Genomic DNA, 22,249 nt, shown 5'->3' on the forward strand with positions numbered 1-22,249 from the left:
CGCGGATCCGGCCGATTTGCCCGGCTTTGAGACAATAAACGGGTGACTGTTGTAGCTACCCCTCCCGCCCCCAAGCTGGAACTCCCGCCCCTGAAGCTGGGTCCCCTCACGGTGGACACCCCCGTGATCCTGGCTCCCATGGCGGGCATCACCAACTCCGCGTTCCGCAGGCTGTGCCGTGAATACGGCGGCGGCCTGTACGTCGCGGAGATGGTCACGTCCCGTGCCCTCGTCGAACGCACGCCGGAGTCGCTGCGCATCATCTCGCACGACGACGACGAGAAAGTGCGCTCTGTCCAGCTCTACGGAGTGGACCCCATCACGGTGGGACAGGCCGTGCGCATGCTGGTCGAGGAAGACCGGGCCGACCACATCGACCTGAACTTCGGCTGCCCGGTGCCCAAGGTCACCCGGCGGGGCGGGGGTTCGGCCCTGCCCTGGAAGACCGACCTCTTCACCGCGATCGTGCAGACCGCCGTCAAGGAAGCCTCCAAGGGCGACATCCCGCTGACCATCAAGATGCGCAAGGGCATCGACGAGGACCACCTCACCTACCTTGACGCCGGCCGGATCGCCCGCGACTCCGGAGTCGCCGCCGTCGCGCTCCACGGACGCACCGCCGCGCAGTTCTACTCCGGCCAGGCCGACTGGTCCGCGATCGCCCGGCTGCGCGAGGCGCTGCCGGACATCCCGGTCCTCGGCAACGGCGACATCTGGTCCGCCGAAGACGCCGTCCGCATGGTCCGCGAGACCGGCGTCGACGGTGTGGTGGTGGGCCGCGGCTGCCAGGGCCGGCCCTGGCTGTTCGGTGACCTCATGGCTGCTTTCGAGGGCAGCGACGAACGCCACAAGCCGAGCCTGGGTCAGGTGGCCGAAGGGGTGTACCGCCACGCCCAGCTGATGGTGGAAACGTTCGGCGGCGACGAAGGCAAGGCGCTGCGGGAAATCCGCAAGCACATGGCCTGGTACTTCAAGGGATACGTGGTCGGCAGCGAGCTGCGGACCAAGCTGGCGATGGTGACCAGCCTTGAGGTGCTCCGCGGAACGCTGGACCAGCTGGACCTCGAATCGCCCTACCCCGGAGTGGACGCGGAAGGTCCCCGGGGCCGTGCGGGCTCGCCCAAGAAACCCGCCCTGCCCAAGGACTGGCTTCTGGACCGCACCCTGGACGCCGAGCAGTCGCGCGAAATCTGCCACGCGGAACTGGACGTGTCCGGTGGCTGAAACCAGAACCTCCGCTCCCGTGCTGGACGGCTACGTGGCCCGCGACGCCGCCCGCTGGGTGGAGGAGCCGCCCAAGTCCACGTACCGTTCCGACTTCGAGCGCGACCGCGCCAGGGTGCTGCACTCCTCGGCGCTGCGCAGGCTGGGGGCCAAGACCCAGGTCGTGGCCCCTGACACCGACGACTTTGTCCGCACCCGCCTCACCCACAGCCTTGAGGTGGCGCAGGTGGGCCGCGAGCTGGGGCGTGCCCTGGGCTGCGATCCGGATGTGGTGGACACCGCCTGCCTCAGCCACGACCTGGGCCACCCGCCCTTCGGCCACAACGGCGAATCGGCGCTGAACGAGGTCGCCCACGCGATCGGCGGCTTCGAGGGCAACGCCCAGACGCTTCGCCTGCTGACCCGGCTGGAGCCCAAGGTGCTCGCCGCGGACGGGCGCCCCGCCGGGCTGAACCTGACCCGTGCCAGCCTGGACGCCGCCGCGAAGTACCCGTGGTCCGCCGAGAACGCCCCCGTGATCCACGGCGAACGGACCAGCAAGTTCGGCGCCTACGAGGACGACCTGCCCATCTTTGACTGGATCCGCGAGGACGCCCCCGCGCACCGCTCCTGCCTCGAGGCGCAGGTCATGGACCTGGCCGACGACATCTCCTACTCCGTGCACGACGTCGAGGACGCGATTGTCGCCGGGCACTTCCAGCTGCGCTGGATGGACAACCCGGACCACCGTGCCCGCGTGGTGGGCTACGCCAAGCAGTGGTACCTGCCGCACAACGACCCCGCCGCGATTGATGCCGCCCTCGCCCGGCTGGAGGCCACCAGCGTGTGGGTGCGCGAGACCGACGGCAGCCGCAAGTCCATGGCGGCGCTCAAGGACATGACCAGCCAGCTGATCGGCCGGTTCTGCCAGAGCGCGCTCGCGTCCACCCGCGCCGTCTACGGCCCCGAGAACCTGACCCGCTACAACGCGGAGCTGATCGTTCCCGAGGACACCGTGCTGGAAATCGCCGTGATGAAGGGCCTGGCCACCACTTTCGTGATGACCACAGAACACCGGCAGCCCATCTACGAACGCCAGCGGGAGGTCCTGCACGCCCTCGTCACCGCCCTGAACGCCACCGGTGACCGGCACCTCGAGCCGATGTTCGCTGCCGACTGGCAGGACGCCGCGGACGACGGCGCGCGGCTGCGTGTGGTGATCGACCAGGTCGCGTCGCTGACGGACGGATCCGCGCTGGCCATGTACGAGCGGCTCGTCGGCAGCCTGCCGTCGCTGTGGTGACGGACGCCATTGGCGGCCCGCCGGCGTCGTACCCGGGGACTAGGATGGCATTGTGGCCGGCCTGATCAAACGCGAAGACATTGACGAAGTACGCCAGCGCACGGACATCAAGGAAGTCGTCGACGGCTACGTCACCCTCAAGGGTGCCGGGCTGGGCTCTTTCAAGGGCCTGTGCCCCTTCCACGACGAGCGGTCGCCCTCCTTCACCGTCCGCCCCCAGGTGGGCAGGTACCACTGCTTCGGCTGCGGCGAGGACGGCGACGTCATCTCGTTCGTGCAGAAGCTGGACCACACAACGTTCCATGAAGCCGTGGAGAAACTGGCCGCCCGGATCGGCTACGAACTCCGGTACGAGGACGGCGGCTCCGGCCCGAACCGTGAAGAGGTGGGGCGGCGGCAGCGGCTGCTGGATGCGCACAAGATCGCGGACGAGTTTTTCCGCGCCCAGCTGCTGACCCCCGGCGCCACCGAGGGGCGGAACTTCCTGCACGCCCGCGGCTTCGACCGTGCCGCGGCGGACCACTTCGGCGTCGGCTACGCCCCGCAGGGCTGGGACTCGCTGCTCAAGCACCTCCGCGGCCGCGGCTACACCGACGCTGAGCTGAAGCTCACTGGCATGTTTTCAGAGGGTGGCCGGGGAATTTATGACCGGTTCCGCGGCCGGCTGATCTGGCCCATCCGCGACATTGCCGGGGACACCATCGGCTTCGGCGCCCGCAAACTCTACGAGGACGACCAGGGCCCCAAGTACCTCAACACTCCCGAGACTGCGCTCTACAAGAAGTCGCAGGTCCTCTACGGGATCGACCTGGCCAAACGGAACATCGCCAAGGACCGCCAGCTGGTGGTCGTCGAGGGCTACACCGACGTGATGGCCTGCCACCTCGCCGGGATTCCGACGGCCGTCGCCACCTGCGGAACCGCGTTCGGCACCGAGCACATCAAGATCGCCCGGCGCCTGCTCTCGGACGACGGCAGCGGCGGGGAGGTCATCTTCACCTTCGACGGCGACGCGGCCGGCCAGAAGGCCGCCCTGCGGGCCTTCGAGGAGGACCAGCGCTTCGTCGCCCAGACCTACGTGGCCGTGGAGCCCGGCGGGGCCGACCCCTGCGAGCTCCGCCAGTCGAAGGGCGACGCCGCCGTCCGGGACCTGATCGGCACCCGCCGCCCGCTGTTTGAGTTCGCCATCCGCGCCGCCCTGAAACGGCACAACCTGGACACCGTCGAGGGCAGGATCGCCGCCTTGCGCGAATCCGCGCCCGTGGTGGCGCAGATCCGGGACGCCGGCATCCGCCCGGCCTACGCCCGCGAGCTCGCCGGCTGGCTGGGTATGCCGGTCGAGGAAGTCAGCCGCGCCGTCGCTGCCGCCGCCAAGCGGTCGGCGCAGCAGCCGGCGGGCCAAGGGTCCGCGCCGGGAGTGGCGCCCCTGCCGCCGTCGCCCGTGCTGCCGTCCTTCAACCGGCCCGATCCGCGGGACCCTGTGGCCGCCATGGAGCGGCAGGCGCTTGAGGTTGCCCTGCAGCAGCCGGGAATGCTCGAAGGGGAGACCTGGCAGCGGTTCTCCGAGGCCAGGTTCTCTACGCCGGCGTACCTCGCCATCCAGGAGGCCATCCGGGCCAACGGCCTGGCGCTCACCGGCGACCCGGTGCGGTGGGTGGAACAGCTGCTGCAGGAGGTTCCCGAGCCCCTGCGCCCGCTGGTGTCCGAGCTGGCCGTGGTGCCGCTGCCGGCCAGCACCGCCGACGGCGTGCAGCGCTACTGCCGGGACATCCTGGCGCGGCTGTTCGAGCTGCAGATCACCCGGGTCAAGGCCGAGAAAATGGGGCAGCTGCAGCGGCTGGACGCCACGTCCGACCCGGAGGCGTTCCAGCGGCTGAACCGCGAACTGATGCAGCTGGAGATGCAGCGGAGGTCGCTCCGCTCGGAGGGCTAGCGGGGCCAATTTCACTTCCCGGCCGGGTGTTTGCTAGGCTTATACCCGCTTCATTCCTCCTTAGCTCAATTGGCAGAGCATTCGACTGTTAATCGAAGGGTTGCTGGTTCAAGTCCAGCAGGAGGAGCGCGCAGTCCCCGTTCCGGGTTTCCGGAACGGGGACTTTTTTATACCCGGAGGGGGTATTGCCGGGAGCTGCGGGGGAGGGCCGGGCGCCGATTTCCTAAGCGGCAAAACCTTTGCTAATGTCATACCTGCTTCATTCCTCCTTAGCTCAATTGGCAGAGCATTCGACTGTTAATCGAAGGGTTGCTGGTTCAAGTCCAGCAGGAGGAGCGGACAGGTCCCGCGGCCGGTGAAACCACCGGCTGCGGGACCTTTTTTGTGCCCTCTTACGGCGGCCCGGCACGTCCTTAGACGAAGTACATTTCCACTTGGAGGAATCTCTCGGCTTCCGCCACCGCACCCTGGAATGCCTCGAACTCGGTGGGGGACTGGCGGGGCTCGCGGGGATGCCACTCGTGCGGGGCGGAGTGGATCTGGGTGAACCCGCCGCCCGGCGGGGCGTAGAAGATGCCGAAGCGCTGCACAGGCCACTCGGGAGAGGTCTCCGGGGCCACCAGGAGGGCGGAATCGTCGGCCTTGTTGCACCACTGCGCGATCGGGCGCCGGCGGTCCTCGGTGAAGAGCCCGGCGGCGAAGAGCGCCGCCGACTGCTGGCTGGTCTGACTGCACAAGCGGTCCCACCACAGAGGCAGGATTCCGGTGTCACACCGCTGCCACGTGGCCGGGAGGGGCGGATGTTCCTGCCAGTGGGGCACATCTCCAACTTTATCGCCAGCGGTGGGACGGGAACAGGGCCGGCGCCGGGTGAAAACGCTGTGCCGGCTACTGGATGGGCGGGACGGTGCGGGGCCGGACCACCAGCCACAGGGCGGCCGCAGCGAGGAAGATACACCCGGCCTGGACGGCGCCCATCGGGGTGGCGGACGTGACGCCCAGCCAGCCCACCACGGGCGAGATGAGGCCTGCCATGAGGAACGTGGCGGCGCCAAGCAGGGAGGCCGCGGTACCGGCCTGGGCACCGTGCTTGGCCAGGGCCAGCACCTGCACGCACGGGAACGTAAAGCCTGCACCGAGGATGTAGAACCACAGCGGCACCATGACCCCCCACAGCCCGAAGCCCAGCTGGTCGAAGACCACAATCAGCACGGCCATCAGGAACATCCATGCCGTCGAGCAGGCCAGGATCCACTGCGGCGGGACCTTGCGGATGAGCCGTGAGCTGGTCTGCACGCCGGCAACGATGCCCAGCGAGTTCACGCCGAAGAGCAGGCCGTACTGCTGCGGGGTGAAGCCATACACGTCCTGGAACAGGAACGGCGACGCCGAAAGGTAGGTGAAGAGGCCGGCGAAGTTCATGCCGCCCACCAGCAGCAGCCCGACGAAGATGCGGTCGGCGAACAGCACGCCGTAGCGCTGGCGGGAGGTCATGCCGGATTTGCCGCGGAGCTCCCTGGGCAGCGTCTCGCGCACCACGAACACCGCGGCGATGAGGACGGTCATCCCGTAGGCGGCCAGAAAGAGGAAAATCCCCGGCCACGGCATAAAGAGCAGCAGCTGTGAGCCGATTACCGGCGCCAGGATCGGAGCCAGGCCGTTGACCAGCGCCATCCGGGAGAACATCCGCACCATCGCGTAGCCGCTGAACAGGTCCCGCACCATCGCCATCGCCACCACGCCGCCGCCCGCCGCGCCGATGCCCATGAGCACGCGGAAGAACCCCAGCGTCGTGATGTCGGTGGACAGCGCCGCACCCAGGGACGCCATGATGTGCACCGCCGTCGCCAGGATCAGCGGCATCCGCCGGCCGAACTTGTCGCTGAGCGGTCCCACCACAAGCTGGCCCAGGGCGAAGCCGAGTGTGGTGCCGGCCAGGGTCAGCTGCACGGCCGCCTCGGACACCCCCAGGCTTTCCTCCAGGGCCGGGAAAGCGGGAAGGTACAGGTCCACCGTGAAGGGTCCCAGGGCGGTCAGGGCGCCGAGCATCAGGATGTAGAGCAGCTTGCGGCGCCGGCTCAGGGAATCGCCCGGATTGGGGGGTGTAGTCACAGAGGTCCATCCTAGGGCCCGCGTCCCTGCCCGCCGGCCGTGAAACGGGAGGCGCGCCACAGCCCGCCGCCGCGCCCGGGCCGCGGCCTGAATGGTAGTTTTGACACCGGGGTGTGCGTGAAGCTGCGCAGACCGGCAAGCCCGCGGAAGCGGAATCACGGATGAATCAGTTAGGCGGGACCGATGAGCGGACGTCACACCGGCGGGACAAGCACGGGGTTGCGCGTCGCTGCGCTGCCCAAGACCCTCAAGCTGATCTTCAAACTTGCTCCGCGGCAGCTCAGCGACGAGATCGCCCTCGCCAAGGTCGAGCTCAAGCGCAAGGGCATTCAAGTCGGGGTTGCCGCCGCCTTCCTCGGCGTGGCGCTGGTCTTTGTGTTGTTCCTGGTCATTGGCCTGGTTGTCGCCGCGATCATGGGCCTCGCCACCGTGATGCCGGCCTGGCTCGCAGCCCTGCTGGTCTCCGCCGCCTTCCTGGTCATCGCCGCGATCGGGGCCCTGGTGGGGGTCGCCAGGTTCAAGAAGGCCATGCCGCTGGTTCCGGAGGACACCATCCGCGGCCTGAAGTACGACCTCGGCATTGCCAAGGAGGGCTCCGCCTTCGATCCGGCCCTGCTGGACCCCGAATCCGACGCGTACAAGGCAGCCAAGGCCGCCAAGGACGAGGCCGCTGCGAAGGCCAAGGCAGAGAAGGAAGCCCAGAGGGCCGCCGAGCCGGACTTCGGCCCGCCGCCCACCGAAGCGGAACTGCGGCGCCGGCTGGACGAGCGCCGGACGCACCTCACGGGCGTCCGCGACGAGCTCAACGAGGAACTCGACGTCAAGACCCAGGCCCAGGCGCTGCTGGCCGCGGCCCAGGTGAAGCTGCAGGACGGCAAGGAACAGCTCGGCGGCAAGGTCGCCGGCTTCCGGTCCGCCGCAAGCGACGCCGCCGCGAAGAGCGGCGTGCCCGAACAGCTGGGCCAGCGCTGGCAGCCCCTGGCCGTCCTTACCGCCTCCGCCGCGGTGCTGGTCTTCCTGCTGCGCAAACTCCTCAAGGGCTAGGCAGCCCGCTGGACTGCAGCCCCCGATCGTTGCCGGCCACGGAAAGGCGGACAGGATGAAGTTCATTGGCGCCGGTGCCCGGCCCGGACAGGCCCAGGTCCATCACGACCGGATCTTCACCGTCCCCAATATCCTGACCGTGGTGCGGTTCCTCGGTGTCCCGCTCTTCATCTGGCTCGTCCTGGGGGTCCAGGAATACGGCTACGCCGCCCTGGTCCTCGCGGTCATGGGCAGCACCGACTGGGTGGACGGTTACGTCGCCCGCCGGTACAACCAGATGTCCAACCTGGGGCGGATCATGGACCCCATCGCGGACAGGCTCTCGCTCATCGCCGTCGCCGTCACGCTCGTGATCGCCGGCGTCCTCGAATGGTGGTACCTCGCGGCCCTCCTCATTCCGGACGCCATCCTGCTGGCCCTGTCTCTGCACTACTTCCACGGCCACCCCGACCTGCCCGTGAGCAGGATCGGCAAGATCCGGACGGCCCTCCTGCTGCTCGGCACGCCGCTGCTGGTCCTCTCGAAGCTTCCGGTGCCCGGCACCGAGGTGTACTTCGTGGCCGCCTGGATCTGCCTGGGACTCGGGCTCGTGGGGCACTGGATCGCCGGCTACAACTACTTCTGGGCCATCATCCGCAAGGGCAGGAGCCTTAGAGGCGCCGGGCCCGACGTCGAAGGCGGCACCCGCTGATGGTGTGGTTCGCCGTCCTGCTGGCTGTGCTGGGCGCGTTCTGCCTCGCGATCGGAGCCCAGCGCCAGGGCAGCGCCGTCAAAGCGGACACCGGGGGACTGGCCCTCAGCACCCATGGCCTGCTGCGCCTGCTCCGCAACCCCCGCTGGGTATTTGGCCTGCTCCTTCTCACCGTGGGCATGGCGATGAACGCCGTCGCCCTGGTTATGGCCCCGCTGACCGTGGTGCAGCCAATCGGAGCCATCGCCCTCGTCATCACCACCATCGTCAATGCCAAGGACCAGGGCCTCAGCATCAACCGGGCCACAGTGGTCGCCATTTCCGCGTGCGTCACGGGTTCTGCCCTGTTCGTCATCCTGGCGGTCAATGTCACCCAGGAAAACCACCAGGTCAGCTCCTCCGACGAGCTGACCGTCGTGCTGCTGCTGGCCTTGGCCGTGGGGCTTTTCGGGACCCTTGCCCTGGTGTTCAAGCACCGGATGAGCGCGTTCATCTACATCCTCGGCGCGGGCATCCTCTTCGGCTTCGTTGCCGTCCTGACCCGCATCATCGGCAAGCATCTGCTGGACCCGAACGGCCTGGGCGTGCTGAACGTGCCCTGGTATTCGGTGGTCGCGATCGCGGCCGCCGGGGCCCTCGGCTCGTGGTTTGTCCAGAACGCCTACGCGGGCGGCCCGCCCGACCTCGTGATCGCCGGCCTGACCGTGATCGACCCGATCGTCGGCATCGCAATCGGGATCACCATCCTTGGCGAACTGCGTCCCGATGTCCACGCCGTGACGGCGATTGCGATGGGCGCAGCCGGTTCGCTTGCTATCGTGGGAGTGATCGCTTTGTCCAGGCACCACCCAGAAGTCACCAAGCGCAAGAAGGAAGCGCGGAAGGCCGCGGGGCGGGTGTCCTAGGACAAACAGACGTCAGCAGCAGGCCCGTCAGGCCTGCGCCGACGGCCGGCAGGCCGCACCAGTCCCAGCGGCCCGCACCGTGACCACCAGGAGTTCTCCACGTGACCATGCCCGACAACCAGCGCCCCCTGACCATCCTGATTGCCGCGGACACCTACCCGCCCCACGTCAACGGTGCGGCCATGTTCGGCTACCGCCTGGCCAAGGGAATGACGGCCCGCGGCCACGATGTCCACGTCCTGGCCTGCCGTGCCGACAAGGGCAAGAGCTTCACCGAATTCAATGCAGAAGGCACGGTCCACCGGATCCGGTCGCACTCAGTTCCCACGCACGAATACTTCCGGATCACGTTCCCCTGGGAAATCAAGAAGGAAATCAGCCTGCTGTTCGACCGCGTCCAGCCGGACGTGGTGCATATCCAGAGCCACTACATGATCGGCGAGCACGTCCTGTACGAAGCCGTGAAGCGGGGCGTCCGGATCGTGGCGACCAACCACTTCATGCCGGAGAACCTCAACCCCTTCCTGCCCTTCCCGCAGTGGTTCAAGGACATCGTTGGCCGCATCTCCTGGAAGGACATGGGCAAGGTCATGGGCCAGGCCGATGTGGTCACCACTCCCACCCCGCTGGCGGCCAAGGCCATGCACGAGCACGCGTTCCTCCGCCAGGTGCTTCCGCTCTCCAACGGCATCGACTCCGCCGCCTACGAACTTGGGCCGGGGGAGGAAGTGGAGCGCCACGCCAGCCCCACGGTCCTGTTCGCCGGCCGCCTCGCCGAGGAAAAGCACGTCGACGTGCTGATCGACGCCGTAGCCAAGACTCCCAAAGAGCTCGACGTGCACCTGGAAATTGTCGGCGGCGGCGAGGTCAGGCCGGCCCTCGAGGCCCAGGTCCAGCGACTGGGCTTGCAGGACCGGGTCAAGTTCCTGGGCCTGGCGAGCGACGCCGAACTCCGCCGCGCCTACATCGCCGCCGATCTGTTCTGCATGCCCGGCACGGCTGAACTGCAGTCGCTGGTGACGCTGGAGGCCATGTCGGCCTCCACACCGGTGCTGCTGGCGGACGCCATGGCGCTGCCCCACCTGGTGCGCGACGGCGAAAACGGGTACCTCTTCACACCCAACGACAGCGACGACCTCGCAGCCAAAATGGTCCGCGTGCTCTCCCTGCCGGCGGATGAGCGTGCGGCCATGGGCAAGGCGAGTCGCGGGATCGTGGAGAGCCACAGCCTGGAGCGCACCCTGCAGGCCTTCGAGGACATTTACCGCGGGGCCAGCTACGACGACCTCGCGGTCTGAAACAGCCCACTACCATTGGTAGAGTGATTTCCGCCCGGAAACACCCGGCCCTGCAGGGCGGTTTCCGGGCCCACGGGGCTATAGCTCAGCTGGTTAGAGCGCGGGACTCATAATCCTAAGGTCCTCGGTTCAAGTCCGAGTAGCCCTACATTCCTGCGGACCCTTTTCAGGGATCCGCCCCCACGGGAGCCGTGGCTGACGTCCGACGTCGGCCGCGGCTCCTTTCGTTTCTGACACTCCCTATGGTGTGCGTCACTTGCGGTGTCCGTCCGGGGTGCGGTAAGTTACTGGTGAGTAACATCCCGCTGGCGCGAAGCCCGCGCCATTCTGGTCGCTGCTGATCACACGTGAAGGAACACCATGTCCAAAGCTGACATCGACATCAACAACCTCCCTTACGCCGACGGCGACTTCTTCGCCTTCGAACAGCTGCTCAGCAGCAAGGAGCAGGACCGCCTCGCCGAGGTCCGCGCGTTCCTGGCCCGCGAGGTCAAGCCCATTGCTGTGGACTGCTGGAACCGCGGCGAGTTCCCGATGGACCTCATTCCGAAGCTCGCCGAGATCGATCTGGTCAGCCCGGTCCGGAGGCAGGGGTACTCCAACCTCTTCGCCGGCATCATGCATGCAGAGGCCACCCGCGCTGACACGTCCATTGCGACCTTCATGGGCGTGCACGACGGTCTCTTCACCGGCTCCATCGAAGCCCTCGCCTCCCAGGAGCAGCAGGACGCCTGGCTGCCGGATATCTACTCGCTGAAGAAAATCGGTGCCTTCGGCCTGACCGAGCCCCTCGGCGGCTCCGACGTCGCCGGCGGAACGCGGACCACCGCCCGCCGCGAGGGCGACAGCTGGGTCCTGAACGGCGCCAAGCGCTGGATCGGCAACGCCACCTTCTCCGACTGGGTGGTCATCTACGCACGGGACGTCGGAGACAACCAGGTCAAGGGCTTCCTCGTGGACACCAAGGCCGAAGGCTACAGTGCCACCAAGATCGAGAATAAGATCTCGCTGCGCACCGTGCAGAACGCCGACATCACGCTCGAGAACGTTGTGGTGCCGGACTTCTTCAAGCTTGCGAACGCCAACAGCTTCCGCGACACAAACAAGGTCCTCAAGGTCACCCGGCTGGCCGTCGCCTGGCAGGCGGTGGGACAGCAGCTCGCCGCCTTCGACGTCGCCCGCCGCTACGCCGTCGAGCGCAGCCAGTTCGGCCGCCCGATCGCCTCCTTCCAGCTGGTCCAGCAGCAGCTCGTGCAGATCCTGGGCAACGCCGTCAGCTCCATGGGAATGATGGTCCGTCTCTCCCAGCTGGAGGACCTCGGCCAGGCCAAGGACGAGCAGTCCGCCCTGGCCAAGGCCTTCACCACGGCGCGGATGCGCGAAAGTGTTGCCTTGGGCCGCAGCATCCTCGGCGGCAACGGGATTGTGACCGACTACGAAATGGCCAAGGTGTTCTCGGATGCCGAGGCCATCTACTCCTACGAGGGCACCTACGAGATCAATACTCTCGTCACCGGCCGGGCGATCACGGGAATCTCCGCGATCGTCTAGGAGGCGGCCGCACGGCGGAGTCGGCCCCAAGACGCTCCGCCCGTGCGGCCGGCACCTCCGCCGGCGTTCCGTCCCTGCGTGCACCGTGCGCCAAATACCGAACCCCTCAGCCAGGGGTGTTACCCGGGAGCGGGATCGAGGGGCGGCAGCAGGACGGAGGGCCGGAGGTCCGTCACGAACGCCAGCGGGTTGAGGTATTCCCCGCCGCGTCGTACGCCCCAATGGATGCACGGCGCGGGTGTGCAATGGCCCGGCAGGACCGACCCCAGAACGTCCCCCTCGGCCACGGCGTCGCCCGCCGTGAGGTGGCTGCGCACCGCCTCGAAACTGCTCCGCAGCCCGTTGCCATGGTCGATGGTGATGACGGGTCGGTCCACCACCACTCCGGCGAAGCTCACGGTCCCGGCCGCCGGCGCCGTAACCCGAACGCCGTCGTGCGCCGCCCCAAGATCCACGCCCCGGTGCCCGCTCAGCCACGGACGGGCCGGCGGGTCGAAGACGCGAAGGACCGCCGGCCTGGGCTCCAGCGGCCAACTCCACCCGCCGCCGGCAGGATCCGGACCGGAGGCGCCGGTCGCCGCGGGAGGGGCCAGGACCAGGAGCAGGGCGGCGGCCGCCGCGGCCCGGAATGCCGGAGTCTTCATCCACCCAGCCTGCCGCCGCCGCGGGATCTGAAGAAGCACCCAAAAGCCCTATGTGGAAAGGCAGGCGTGGTCCGGCCGGCGTGGATAAGCCCCCGGCAGCACCCCCGCAAGCGGTGCAATCCGGCACCGGCCCTGTAGTACACTTGGTGGAGCAGTTTGCTGTGCCCTCACGCGCGGTCAATTTACGCGGTCAATTTACTTGATCAATTTCAATTGTCCATGCCGGCACGCCTCATTCAGGGGTGCGGGGGAGCAGCAGCTGACTACGCGTATCCAGCCCTCCTCATTCGAAGCCTGAACTCTTCAGATGCGGTGGACTGCGCCTCTTTCGGTCCGGGCCTGTGGTCCGGGTAAGTCGCGCAGTGGATGCCAGGAGCACCGCCCGCCTGGGTGTTGCTAATCAACCGTCAACTATTGGCAGGGTAAGAGTGCCCCTTGGGCTCTCTCATGAATGACCTGCCGGAAGGAGCGCCGGCATGCCCGTCGTAACTATGCGCCAGCTGCTTGACAGCGGCGTCCACTTTGGACACCAGACCCGTCGTTGGAACCCGAAGATGAAGCGCTTCATCTTCACGGAGCGCAACGGCATCTACATCATTGACCTGCAGCAGTCGCTGTCCTACATCGACCGTGCCTACGAGTTCGTGAAGGCCACCGTTGCCCACGGCGGCACCGTCCTCTTCGTCGGCACCAAGAAGCAGGCGCAGGAATCCATCGCCGAGCAGGCCACCCGCGTTGGCCAGCCGTACGTCAACCAGCGTTGGCTCGGCGGTATGCTGACCAACTTCCAGACGGTTTCCAAGCGCATCCAGCGCATGAAGGAACTCGAAGAGATCGACTTCGACGACGTCGCCGGTTCCGCGTACACCAAGAAGGAACTGCTGCTCCTTCGCCGCGAACTCACCAAGCTGGAAAGCAACCTCGGTGGTATCCGCAACCTGACCAAGGCGCCTTCCGCCCTGTGGATCGTCGACACCAAGAAGGAACACCTCGCCGTCGACGAGGCCAAGAAGCTGCACATCCCGGTTGTTGCCATCCTTGACACCAACTGCGATCCGGACGAAGTCGACTTCCCGATCCCGGGCAACGACGACGCCATCCGCTCCGTCAACCTGCTGACCCGCGTTGTTGCTGACGCCGTTGCTGAGGGCCTGATCGCCCGCAACCAGCGCGCCACCGGCACCACGGAAGCTCCGGAAGAGCCGCTGGCCGAGTGGGAGCGCGAGCTCCTCGAAGGCAGCAAGACCGAAGAGGCTGCTGCCGCTCCGGCCGCAGAAGCTGCTCCGGCTGCAGAAGCCGCTCCGGCTGCCGACGACGCCGCCGGCGAAGCCAAGTAGCCAGACCCACCGGGTCTGCTTCCCAGCTGACAAATAAATCCGGATCTCCCTCCGCGCCCGCAACGGCGCAGGGGAACTGACAGGATGGCCGCTCACCAGGTGAGCTGCCGTCCTGTCAGTCCGTACACCACACAAAATTTCTAGACAGAGGGGTTCACATGGCGAACTACACTGCTGCTGATATCAAGGCTCTGCGCGAGCGCACCGGCGCCGGCATGATGGATGTCAAGAAGGCTCTCGACGAAGCCAACGGTGACGCCGAGAAGGCCATCGAAATCATCCGCATCAAGGGCCTCAAGGGCGCAACCAAGCGCGAAGGCCGCTCCACCGCTGAAGGCCTGGTTGCTGCCAAGGTCGCCAACGGCGTCGGCGTGATGATCGAGGTCAACTGCGAGACCGACTTCGTCGCGAAGGCTGACAAGTTCATCCAGCTCGCCGACAAGGTCCTGGCTGTTGCCGTCGAGTCCGGCGCTGCCGACCTCGAGACCCTGCTGGCCACCGAGGTCGACGGCAAGCCGCTGTCCGAGGTTGTCGTTGAAGAGGGCGCCGTTCTCGGCGAAAAGGTGGTTGTCCGCCGCATCTCCCGCATCGAGGGTGCCACGGTCGACGCTTACCTGCACAAGACCTCCAAGGACCTCCCGGCCCAGGTCGGCGTCCTGTTCGCTGTTGACGGCGAAGGCGAAGCCGCTGCCACCGCAGCACACGACGTCGCCGTGCACATCGCCGCGATGTCCCCGAACTACCTCACCCGCGAGGATGTTCCCGCCGACCTCGTTGACTCCGAGCGCCGCATCGCCGAGGAGACCGCCAAGGCTGAAGGCAAGCCGGAAGCTGCCATGACGAAGATCGTGGAAGGCCGCGTCACGGGCTTCTACAAGGGCGAGGTTCTCCTCGACCAGGCATTCGCCAAGGACGCCAAGAAGTCTGTCGCCCAGGTCCTCGAAGAGGCCGGCGTCAAGGGCACCGCATTCACGCGTTTCCGCGTCGGTTCCTAGTCAGACACACGTCGGGCATTAGCCAGACACGCTGAGGGGGTGGTCACTGCGGTGGCCACCCCTTTTGCATGCATCCGGGACGCCGTCCCGGGAGGGAAGAAACCGGCAAGGCCGGGCAAGATCCGAACGACCGGGACCGGGCGCAAATGACGCCTTTGGCCACCGGCACGATACCCTTTTTCAGAGTTCACCAACGGGAAGGCACCATGGAAACCGTCACCACTTCAGCCCAGCCGAAAAAGAGCCGGCGCCGAGTCCTGTTGAAGCTTTCCGGCGAGGTCTTCGGCGGCGGAAAACTGGGCGTCGACCCTGATACCGTCCGTGGCGTGGCCAAGCAGATCGCCGCAGCAGTTCCCGACGTCGAGGTTGCGATCGTCGTCGGCGGCGGAAACTTCTTCCGCGGCGCCGAACTCTCCCAGAGCGGCATGGACCGCTCCCGCGCCGACTACATGGGCATGCTCGGCACGGTGATGAACTGCCTGGCCCTCCAGGACTTCCTGGAGCAGGCCGGCGTCGAAACCCGTGTGCAGAGCGCCATCACCATGGGCCAGGTCGCCGAGGCGTACATTCCCCGCCGCGCCATCCGCCACATGGAAAAGGGCCGCGTCGTCATCTTCGGCGCCGGTGCCGGGCTCCCGTACTTCTCCACTGACACCGTGGCCGCCCAGCGCGCCATGGAGGTCCACGCCGACGTCGTCCTGATGGCCAAGAGCGGCGTCGACGGCGTCTACACCGCGGACCCCAAGAAGGACCCCACGGCCGAGAAGCTGCACCGCCTCAGCTACGACGACGCCCTGCGCCGCGACATCCGCGTAATGGACCAGACCGCCATGACCATGTGCAAGGACAACAACCTCACCATGGTGGTGTTCGGCATGGAAGGCGAAGGCAACGTCACCCGCGCCATCCGCGGCGAGGACCTGGGCACCGTCGTCACCCCCTAGCAACGGCTAGGATGTTTTCAGGACATTTCCGCACCTCGAAGCCGGGGTCTGGAACACAATCAAGACCGTGCAGCACCCCGCCAGCAGCGGGTGCACCAATTTCTGAGGAGAGATCGTGATCGAAGAAACCTTGCTCGAAGCCGGGGACAAGATGGACAAGGCGGTTGAAGTAGCCAAGGAAGACTTCGCCTCGATCCGTACCGGCCGCGCCAACCCGGGCCTCTACAACAAGGTCCTGGTCGACTACTACGGCTCGCCCACGCCGCTGCAGCAGCTGGCCTCCTTTGCGATTCCGGACGCCCGCACCATCCTGATCACGCCGTTCGACAAGACCGCCCTGCGGGACATCGAACGCGCCCTCAGCGACTCCGAGGTCGGCGCCAACCCGTCCAACGACGGCAACGTCATCCGCATCACCATCCCGGAACTGACGTCCGAGCGCCGCAAGGAATACGTCAAGATCGTCAAGTCCAAGGGCGAGGACGCCAAGGTGTCCATCCGCAACATCCGCCGCAAGGCCAAGGAAACCCTGGACAAGCTGGTCAAGGACGGCGAAGCGGGCGAGGACGAGGGCAGCCGCGGCGAGAAGGAACTGGACGCCATCACCAAGGCCCACGTCGACGGCATCGACGAGCTGCTCAAGCGCAAGGAAGCCGAGCTGCTAGAGGTCTGATGGCGCAGGAACAGGGGGACCCCGGCGCGGACGTCCGGGTGCGGGGGAAGCAGAGGAAGAACCCGACGCCGAAGGCCGGAAGGAATCTTCCCGCCGCCATTGTCGTGGGCCTTGGCATGCTCATCTTCGTCCTGGGCGGACTGCTGTTCCTCCCGCTCGGGTTCGTACTGATCGTCACCGGATTCGGCGTCTTCGGCGTCTGGGAAATCTTCCGCGCCCTGGAAGCCTCGGGCACCAGGCTGCCGATCATCCCCGTGATGACCGGCACCGTGGCCATGCCGGTGGCCGCTTACTTTGGCGGGCCGGAAAGCCTCCTGTTCGCGATGATGCTCAGCAGTGTCGCGGTGCTGATCTGGCGGTCCCTGGAGGGGGCCGCCGGTTCGGCGCGCAGCATCTTCGCCGGTGTCTTTGCCCTGGCGTGGGTCCCGTTCTTCATCAGTTTCGCGGTGCTGCCGCTGCACACGCTCGTGGGGGAGACCCCGGTGGGGCTTTGGCCCGACGGCGTCGTGCCCCCGGGCGCGTGGCAGATCGCCACGCTCCTGCTCCTTGTGGTCGCCAACGACACGTTCGGCTACCTCGTCGGTGCGTCACTCGGTAAACACCCCATGGCGCCGAAGATCAGCCCCAAGAAAAGCTGGGAAGGCTTCGCCGGGTCCGTGGCCGGCGCGACGGTGGTCGGGGTGCTCGCCGCCGTCTTCCTGCTGGACAAACCCTGGTGGGTCGGCGTGGTGCTGGCCGTCGGCATGGTGGCCGCGGCAACTGCCGGCGACCTCGCCGAATCCATGGTGAAGCGCGAACTTGGGATCAAGGACATGAGCAGCATCCTCCCCGGCCACGGCGGGGTGATGGACCGGCTGGACTCGATCGTCTTCGCGTCCCCGGTGGCCTACATCCTCTACTCAGTCTTTGCCGGCGCGTAAGGCTTCTCCCCATCCACCCGCAGGGCCCTAGAATGGTGCCGGGCAAACCGGCCGAACGGCATTGAAGGAAACAATAGTTACAGTGGACATTCAACGGCAGATTCCTGCTTCCTTTGACCGCGTGCAGCGGAACCAGTACGGCTACAACGCCAAGCAAGTGGACCAGTTCATGCAGCGCGCACGGGTGTCCTTCGAATCTCCCAGCTCGGCAGCCAGGCCCGTCAAGAGCGGGGACGTCCGGTCTGTCTCGTTCGACCCGGTCAAGGGCGGCTACTCGGCGGCCGACGTGGACGCGGCGCTGGACCGCCTGGAGGATGCCCTGGCGCTGCGGGAACGCGACGAACTTGTCGCCGAGCGCGGCGAAGAGGCCTGGCTCCGCGAGATCGGACGCCTCGCGGGCCTCCTCCGCGGACGGCTGCACCGTCCCGACGGCCAGCGCTTCCGGCGCCCGGCCAAGGCCAAAGCGCGCAGCTACAACACCACCGACGTTGACGACCTCTGCCATGACCTGATCGGCTACCTCGAGGAGGACCAGCCGCTGAGCGTGGACAACGTCCGGCGCGCTGTGTTCCGCCCCGCCGTCGGCAAGGACGGCTACGAGGAGAACCAGGTGGACGCCTTCCTGGACCGCGTCGTCGAACTTATGGCCGCCATCGACTGAGCGCGGTCAGCGCCCTGGTCCTCAGCGCTCTGGTCCTCAGCGTTCCGTGGCCAGCGGCCGCTCCGGCGTGTGCAGCCGGGTCATGAGCCGGGTGATGGTGCGCGGGACCCGGTCGCGGGTGGCGCGGGAGGCCAGGACCATCACGGCGAACGCGGCCGGCACCGTCCAGGCCGCCGGCTGTGCCAGCCACGTCGGGGTTCCGCCGGCCCCTAGCACCGCCCCGGCCACCATCGCCCCGCCGCACAGCACGGCTCCCGTCACCATCCCGGCAATGGCGCCGGCGTCCGTGAGCCCGCGCCACCAGATGCCCAGCAGCAGCACCGGGCAGATCGTGGACGCGGTGAACGCAAACACCAGGCCGACACTTCCGGCCAATGCCAGCGACCCCGTCATGGATGCGATGCCCAGCGGAACCACCGCCGAGATGACGGCAGCCCGGCGGAAGCCCTTGACGCTGCCGCCGAAGAGGTCCTGGCTGATCACACCGGCCAGCGAGACCACCAGCCCCGAGGTGGTGGACAGGAACGCGGCAAACGCTCCGGCCACCACCAGCGCGGAGAGCAGGTCCCCGGCCGTCCCGCCCACCAGTTCCCCGGGGAGCAGCAGCACGAGCGCGTCCGCCTGCCCGCTCTGCGCCAGGTGGGGGGCGAACATCCGGCCCACCAGCCCGTACGCCGTCGGGAACAGGTAAAAGACCGACAGCAGGCCCAGCACAATCAAGGTGGTCCGGCGGGCCGACTGGCCGTCCGGGTTGGTATAGAAGCGCACCAGCACGTGCGGCAGGCCGAGGGTGCCGAAGAGCAGCGCCACGAGCAGCGAGATGTTCTGGTACAGCCCGGCCGGGGCAGCGCCCGTGGGGTTGGTTGAGGCCGCCGCCACCGCCGGGGTCCCGGAGTCCGCGAGCACGAAGAGAATAAACAGGATGGGCACGGCCAGGGCCGTCAGCTTCAGCCAGTACTGGAACGCCTGCACGAACGTGATGGACCGCATCCCGCCGGACACCACGGTGACGCAGACGACGGCGACCACCGCCACCTGCCCCACCCAGGCCGGCAGCCCGGTGGTGGCCCGGATGGCCAGCGCCGCACCGTGGAGCTGCGGAACGATATACAGCCAGCCCACCATCACCACCACCACGCTGGTGACCCTGCGGACCACCCGCGAATCCAGCCTCGCCTCGGTGAAGTCGGGAATGGTGTAGGCGCCGGATCTGCGCAGCGGTGCCGCGACGAAGAGCAGCAGCATCAGATAGCCGGCGGTGTAGCCCACCGGGAACCATAGGGCGTCCGTGCCGGAGAGCAGGATCAGCCCGGCCACACCAAGGAAGCTCGCGGCCGAGAGGTATTCCCCGCCGATGGCCGACGCGTTCCACCAGGGCCGCACGGTCCGGGAGGCCACATAGAAGTCCCCGGTGGTGCGGGAGATCCGCAGCCCGTAGAAGCCGATGACGGCGGTGGCGAGGGACACGGCGGCGAACGCGGCGATGCCGACGGCCGGATTCACGGGTGCCTCATTTATCGCCGAGGAGGTCCCGGTAGCGGGCCTCGTTCCGGGCCGCCGTCCGGATGAAGAGCCAGGCGCTGAGCCCGATCACCGGGTAGATCCCCGCCCCCAGCAGCACCCAGTCGAACGGCAGGCCCGCCAGGGTCGAGTCGGCGAGGCCCGGAACGATGCCCAGCATGAGCGGGAACGCCGCCAGGATCAGCAGGAAACCCGCGGCCACCACCACCGCCAGCCGCAGCTGGGAGCGGATCAGCGAACGGACAAACACCTGGCCGGCGTCGGATTCCTCGGCGGCTTCGCGCGCATCGGCGGGCGGCCGGCCGCCGGGAAGCGCGCTGCCACCCGCGGTTCCACTGCCCGCAGCGGCCCTGCTTTGATCAACCCTTCGTGGCGCGGTGACGCGGACGCGGGTCATGACTGCGGCCGGATCCGGGTCGTTTCGAGCTTCTCCCGGACGGACGGCAGGTGCCGGCGGCTGATGGGCAGCTCGGCCCCCGCCACCGTGACGCTCGGCCGGGTGGCGGCGAGCTTCATGTGGCTGACGTGGGTCAGCGCGATGAGGTACGAGCGGTGGATCCGGAGGAACCCGGCGTCGGCCCACTGCTGCTCCAGGTCGGCCAGCGGGACGCGGATGAGGTAGCTGGCGTCCGCGGTGTGCAGCCTGGCGTAGTCGCCCTGGGCCTGGACGTACGTGACGTCCTCCCGGCGGATCATCTTCGTGGTGCCGCCCAGGTCCACGGTGATCATCTCCGGCGGCGGGGCGCCGTCCTTGAGCAGTTCGCAGATCCTGCCGACGGACTTCGCCAGCCGTTCGGCCCGGACGGGTTTCAGGAGATAGTCGACGGCGGCCAGTTCGAACGCCTCCAGCGCGCAGTCCTCGTCGGCGGTGACAAACACGACGGCGGGCGGCTTGCTGCTGCGTGAGATCACGCGCGCGATGTCCAGCCCGGAGAGCGCCGGCATGTGGATGTCGAGGAACACTGCGTCGACGTCCTCGGCTTCGAGGGCCCGCAGCGCCTCGGCACCAGAGGACGCGCGGTGAATGGTGCCGATCCGGTCATCCTTGCCGAGCAGGAATGCCAGTTCCTCGACAGCGGGCAGCTCGTCATCGGCGACGAGGACGTTAATCATGGTTCAAGACTACTGCCGCGGGTACCGGCGCCGGCCGCAGGCTCAGGCGTCGTGGCGGGGCTGGGACTTGGGGACCCGCATGGTGATCAGCGTGCCTTCGCCGGGCGCCGTCTCGATCACCAGTCCGTGGTCGTCGCCGTACACCTGCCGCAGCCGGGCATCGACGTTGCGCAGGCCCACATGGTCGCCCTCGCCGTGCCCCGCGAGGACAGCCCGCAGCTGCTCCGGGTCCATGCCCACGCCGTCGTCCTCAATGGTCACCTCGGCGAAGGCGCCGGAATCGTTGGCCGTGATGGTGATGTGGCCCGGGCCCTCTTTGGCCTCCAGCCCGTGCCGCACGGCGTTTTCCACCAGCGGCTGCAGGCTCAGGAAGGGGATCACGGTACTGAGCACCTCCGGGGCGATCCGCAGGCTGACCTGCACCCGGTCGCCGAAGCGGGCCCGCTCCAGCAGCAGGTACCGGTCAATGCAGCGCAGTTCCTCGGCGAGGGTGGTGAAGTCGCCGTGCCGGCGGAAGGAATAGCGGGTGAAATCGGCAAACTCCACCACCAGCTCCCGCGCCCGCACCGGGTCGGTGTTGATGAAGGACGCGATCGCATTCAGGGAGTTGTAGATGAAGTGCGGGCTGATCTGGGCCCGGAGCGCGCGCACCTCGGCCTCCATCAGAAGGGTGCGGGACGCGTCCAGTTCCGCCAGCTCCACCTGCGTCGCGACCCAGTCGGCCACTTCGCTGGTGGCCCGGACCAGTCCGGCGCCCGCCGCCGGCGCGAACGCCGCCACCACACCCACCACCCGTGTCCCGGCCTTGATGGGGGCGATCACCGCGGCGCGTTCCACGTCCGGGCGGGTGGCGACGCCGCCCTTGCCCTGGGCGAGTTCCTGCACCTCGCCGGCCGGAATCACGGCCGTGTGGCCGCCGTCGAACACTCCTGCAGACAGCTCCATCAGCAGCGGCTTGAGTTCCTCCCCGGCGCCGTCCCAGGCGAGGACCCCGGACGCGTCCGTGATGGCCAGCGCGTCGCAGCCCAGCAGGCTGCGCAGCTGGCGGCTCGCCTTCGCGGCGCCGGCCGGATTAAGCCCGGTGCGCAGGTGCTGGCCGGCCCGGGAGGCCGTGTGCAGCGTCTTGTAGGTGGCCCGCTCTGCGTCCGTGCCAAGCTCCCGGAAGGAGCGGAGCACCTTGAGGCCGACGGCGACGACGACGGCGATTGCCGCGGCGATCACGGCAATCGCGGCGGCGGTGAACAGGGGAGAGTCGGGCATGGCCCCAGCGTATCGCGGGAGGTACGGGCGGGAACCGCTGAAAGCAGCCTCAGGACCGCTGACCGCAGCATCGGGACCGCTGAGCGACGCAGGGCGCGGTGAATCTGGAATGTAAGCCACATCACGCGAGACAGTGATTGC

At 67.7% G+C, this 22,249-nt stretch carries 21 protein-coding genes and 3 tRNA genes; 17 read left to right on the forward strand and 7 right to left on the reverse strand.

The window, feature by feature from the left end; translation table 11 throughout:
* Positions 1-42 precede the first annotated feature (42 nt).
* From dusB to AR539_RS08130, 5 genes are all read left to right on the forward strand, one after another.
* Positions 43-1,224: a tRNA dihydrouridine synthase DusB gene (gene dusB, locus AR539_RS08110; RefSeq protein WP_066434612.1), complete on the forward strand. Its 1,182-nt coding sequence runs from the start codon at positions 43-45 to the stop codon at positions 1,222-1,224.
* Positions 1,217-2,506, forward strand: a complete 1,290-nt coding sequence (locus AR539_RS08115; RefSeq protein WP_066434615.1) for a deoxyguanosinetriphosphate triphosphohydrolase — start codon at positions 1,217-1,219, stop codon at positions 2,504-2,506. Before dusB ends, AR539_RS08115 begins: the two co-directional genes overlap by 8 nt.
* A 52-nt stretch (positions 2,507-2,558) precedes the next feature.
* On the forward strand, positions 2,559-4,439 hold the full coding sequence (gene dnaG, locus AR539_RS08120) for a DNA primase (protein WP_066434617.1): 1,881 nt from the start codon (positions 2,559-2,561) through the stop codon (positions 4,437-4,439).
* 54 nt (positions 4,440-4,493) lie between these two features.
* Positions 4,494-4,566 (forward strand) — tRNA-Asn (locus tag AR539_RS08125).
* 136 nt (positions 4,567-4,702) lie between these two features.
* Positions 4,703-4,775: transfer RNA gene (locus AR539_RS08130), tRNA-Asn, on the forward strand.
* Positions 4,776-4,852: 77 nt separating this feature from the next.
* Here the strand turns inward: AR539_RS08130 and AR539_RS08135 are convergent.
* Together AR539_RS08135 and AR539_RS08140 are read right to left on the reverse strand one after the other, a co-directional pair.
* A complete protein-coding gene (locus tag AR539_RS08135; protein WP_066434619.1) occupies positions 4,853-5,260 on the reverse strand; it encodes a hypothetical protein in 408 nt (135 codons plus the stop codon).
* A 67-nt stretch (positions 5,261-5,327) separates the two neighbouring features.
* Complete coding sequence (locus tag AR539_RS08140; RefSeq protein WP_066434624.1) at positions 5,328-6,551, reverse strand: multidrug effflux MFS transporter; 1,224 nt, start codon at positions 6,549-6,551, stop codon at positions 5,328-5,330.
* Positions 6,552-6,734: 183 nt separating this feature from the next.
* Between AR539_RS08140 and AR539_RS08145 the strand changes: the two genes are divergently transcribed.
* From AR539_RS08145 to AR539_RS08170, 6 genes are all read left to right on the forward strand, one after another.
* Positions 6,735-7,595 carry a phage holin family protein gene (locus AR539_RS08145; RefSeq protein ID WP_066434626.1) on the forward strand — a complete coding sequence of 287 codons (861 nt, stop codon included), beginning with the start codon at positions 6,735-6,737 and terminating at the stop codon, positions 7,593-7,595.
* A gap of 55 nt (positions 7,596-7,650) precedes the next feature.
* The gene (locus tag AR539_RS08150; RefSeq protein ID WP_066434628.1) at positions 7,651-8,286 is read left to right on the forward strand and encodes a CDP-alcohol phosphatidyltransferase family protein; all 636 of its coding nucleotides are present in this window, start codon (positions 7,651-7,653) and stop codon (positions 8,284-8,286) included.
* Positions 8,286-9,191 (forward strand): DMT family transporter, encoded by a 906-nt coding sequence (locus tag AR539_RS08155; RefSeq protein WP_066434630.1) that lies wholly within the window; start codon positions 8,286-8,288, stop codon positions 9,189-9,191. The genes AR539_RS08150 and AR539_RS08155 overlap by 1 nt, the downstream gene beginning before the upstream one ends.
* A gap of 101 nt (positions 9,192-9,292) precedes the next feature.
* Positions 9,293-10,489 carry a glycosyltransferase gene (locus tag AR539_RS08160; RefSeq protein WP_066434633.1) on the forward strand — a complete coding sequence of 399 codons (1,197 nt, stop codon included), beginning with the start codon at positions 9,293-9,295 and terminating at the stop codon, positions 10,487-10,489.
* 74 nt (positions 10,490-10,563) lie between these two features.
* Positions 10,564-10,637 (forward strand) — tRNA-Ile (locus AR539_RS08165).
* Positions 10,638-10,849: 212 nt separating this feature from the next.
* Complete coding sequence (locus AR539_RS08170) at positions 10,850-12,040, forward strand: acyl-CoA dehydrogenase family protein (protein WP_066434635.1); 1,191 nt, start codon at positions 10,850-10,852, stop codon at positions 12,038-12,040.
* 119 nt (positions 12,041-12,159) lie between these two features.
* On the opposite strand, the gene AR539_RS08175 is transcribed toward AR539_RS08170, so the two are convergent.
* A complete protein-coding gene (locus tag AR539_RS08175) occupies positions 12,160-12,684 on the reverse strand; it encodes a murein hydrolase activator EnvC family protein (protein ID WP_082699247.1) in 525 nt (174 codons plus the stop codon).
* Between the two features lie 476 nt (positions 12,685-13,160).
* Between AR539_RS08175 and rpsB the strand changes: the two genes are divergently transcribed.
* From rpsB to AR539_RS08205, 6 genes are all read left to right on the forward strand, one after another.
* The gene (gene rpsB, locus AR539_RS08180; protein WP_066434638.1) at positions 13,161-14,021 is read left to right on the forward strand and encodes a 30S ribosomal protein S2; all 861 of its coding nucleotides are present in this window, start codon (positions 13,161-13,163) and stop codon (positions 14,019-14,021) included.
* Between the two features lie 158 nt (positions 14,022-14,179).
* Positions 14,180-15,016 (forward strand): translation elongation factor Ts, encoded by an 837-nt coding sequence (gene tsf, locus AR539_RS08185; RefSeq protein ID WP_066434640.1) that lies wholly within the window; start codon positions 14,180-14,182, stop codon positions 15,014-15,016.
* A gap of 206 nt (positions 15,017-15,222) precedes the next feature.
* Positions 15,223-15,960, forward strand: coding sequence for a UMP kinase (gene pyrH / locus AR539_RS08190; protein WP_066434642.1), 738 nt, complete (start codon positions 15,223-15,225; stop codon positions 15,958-15,960).
* Positions 15,961-16,075: 115 nt separating this feature from the next.
* Complete coding sequence (frr, locus tag AR539_RS08195) at positions 16,076-16,633, forward strand: ribosome recycling factor (protein ID WP_066434645.1); 558 nt, start codon at positions 16,076-16,078, stop codon at positions 16,631-16,633.
* Complete coding sequence (locus tag AR539_RS08200) at positions 16,633-17,553, forward strand: phosphatidate cytidylyltransferase (RefSeq protein WP_066434647.1); 921 nt, start codon at positions 16,633-16,635, stop codon at positions 17,551-17,553. Before frr ends, AR539_RS08200 begins: the two co-directional genes overlap by 1 nt.
* 82 nt (positions 17,554-17,635) lie before the next feature.
* On the forward strand, positions 17,636-18,214 hold the full coding sequence (locus tag AR539_RS08205; RefSeq protein ID WP_066434649.1) for a DivIVA domain-containing protein: 579 nt from the start codon (positions 17,636-17,638) through the stop codon (positions 18,212-18,214).
* 36 nt (positions 18,215-18,250) lie between these two features.
* Here the strand turns inward: AR539_RS08205 and AR539_RS08210 are convergent, their stop codons facing one another.
* Genes AR539_RS08210 through AR539_RS08225 form a run of 4 tightly spaced genes read right to left on the reverse strand, consistent with a single transcriptional unit; the run spans position 18,251 to position 22,108 of the window.
* Positions 18,251-19,717, reverse strand: coding sequence for a sodium/solute symporter (locus tag AR539_RS08210; RefSeq protein ID WP_066434654.1), 1,467 nt, complete (start codon positions 19,715-19,717; stop codon positions 18,251-18,253).
* A gap of 7 nt (positions 19,718-19,724) precedes the next feature.
* A complete protein-coding gene (locus AR539_RS08215) occupies positions 19,725-20,132 on the reverse strand; it encodes a hypothetical protein (RefSeq protein WP_066434657.1) in 408 nt (135 codons plus the stop codon).
* Positions 20,129-20,848 (reverse strand): LytR/AlgR family response regulator transcription factor, encoded by a 720-nt coding sequence (locus AR539_RS08220; protein WP_066434659.1) that lies wholly within the window; start codon positions 20,846-20,848, stop codon positions 20,129-20,131. Before AR539_RS08220 ends, AR539_RS08215 begins: the two co-directional genes overlap by 4 nt.
* Positions 20,849-20,890: 42 nt before the next feature.
* Positions 20,891-22,108, reverse strand: coding sequence for a sensor histidine kinase (locus tag AR539_RS08225; RefSeq protein ID WP_066434661.1), 1,218 nt, complete (start codon positions 22,106-22,108; stop codon positions 20,891-20,893).
* Positions 22,109-22,249: the final 141 nt, after the last annotated feature.

The organism is Arthrobacter sp. EPSL27, from assembly GCF_001512305.1.
Lineage (GTDB): Bacteria > Actinomycetota > Actinomycetes > Actinomycetales > Micrococcaceae > Arthrobacter.

Bases quoted from the DNA above. Each gene is read 5' to 3' on its own strand.
- rpsB (WP_066434638.1), top strand. From the start codon at position 13,161: ATGCCCGTCGTAACTATGCGCCAGCTGCTTGACAGCGGCGTCCACTTT.
- tsf (WP_066434640.1), top strand. From the start codon at position 14,180: ATGGCGAACTACACTGCTGCTGATATCAAGGCTCTGCGCGAGCGCACC.
- AR539_RS08170 (WP_066434635.1), top strand. From the start codon at position 10,850: ATGTCCAAAGCTGACATCGACATCAACAACCTCCCTTACGCCGACGGC.
- AR539_RS08175 (WP_082699247.1), bottom strand. From the start codon at position 12,684: ATGAAGACTCCGGCATTCCGGGCCGCGGCGGCCGCCGCCCTGCTCCTG.
- AR539_RS08225 (WP_066434661.1), bottom strand. From the start codon at position 22,108: ATGCCCGACTCTCCCCTGTTCACCGCCGCCGCGATTGCCGTGATCGCC.
- AR539_RS08215 (WP_066434657.1), bottom strand. From the start codon at position 20,132: ATGACCCGCGTCCGCGTCACCGCGCCACGAAGGGTTGATCAAAGCAGG.
- AR539_RS08200 (WP_066434647.1), top strand. From the start codon at position 16,633: ATGGCGCAGGAACAGGGGGACCCCGGCGCGGACGTCCGGGTGCGGGGG.
- AR539_RS08155 (WP_066434630.1), top strand. From the start codon at position 8,286: ATGGTGTGGTTCGCCGTCCTGCTGGCTGTGCTGGGCGCGTTCTGCCTC.
- pyrH (WP_066434642.1), top strand. From the start codon at position 15,223: ATGGAAACCGTCACCACTTCAGCCCAGCCGAAAAAGAGCCGGCGCCGA.
- AR539_RS08220 (WP_066434659.1), bottom strand. From the start codon at position 20,848: ATGATTAACGTCCTCGTCGCCGATGACGAGCTGCCCGCTGTCGAGGAA.
- AR539_RS08145 (WP_066434626.1), top strand. From the start codon at position 6,735: ATGAGCGGACGTCACACCGGCGGGACAAGCACGGGGTTGCGCGTCGCT.
- AR539_RS08150 (WP_066434628.1), top strand. From the start codon at position 7,651: ATGAAGTTCATTGGCGCCGGTGCCCGGCCCGGACAGGCCCAGGTCCAT.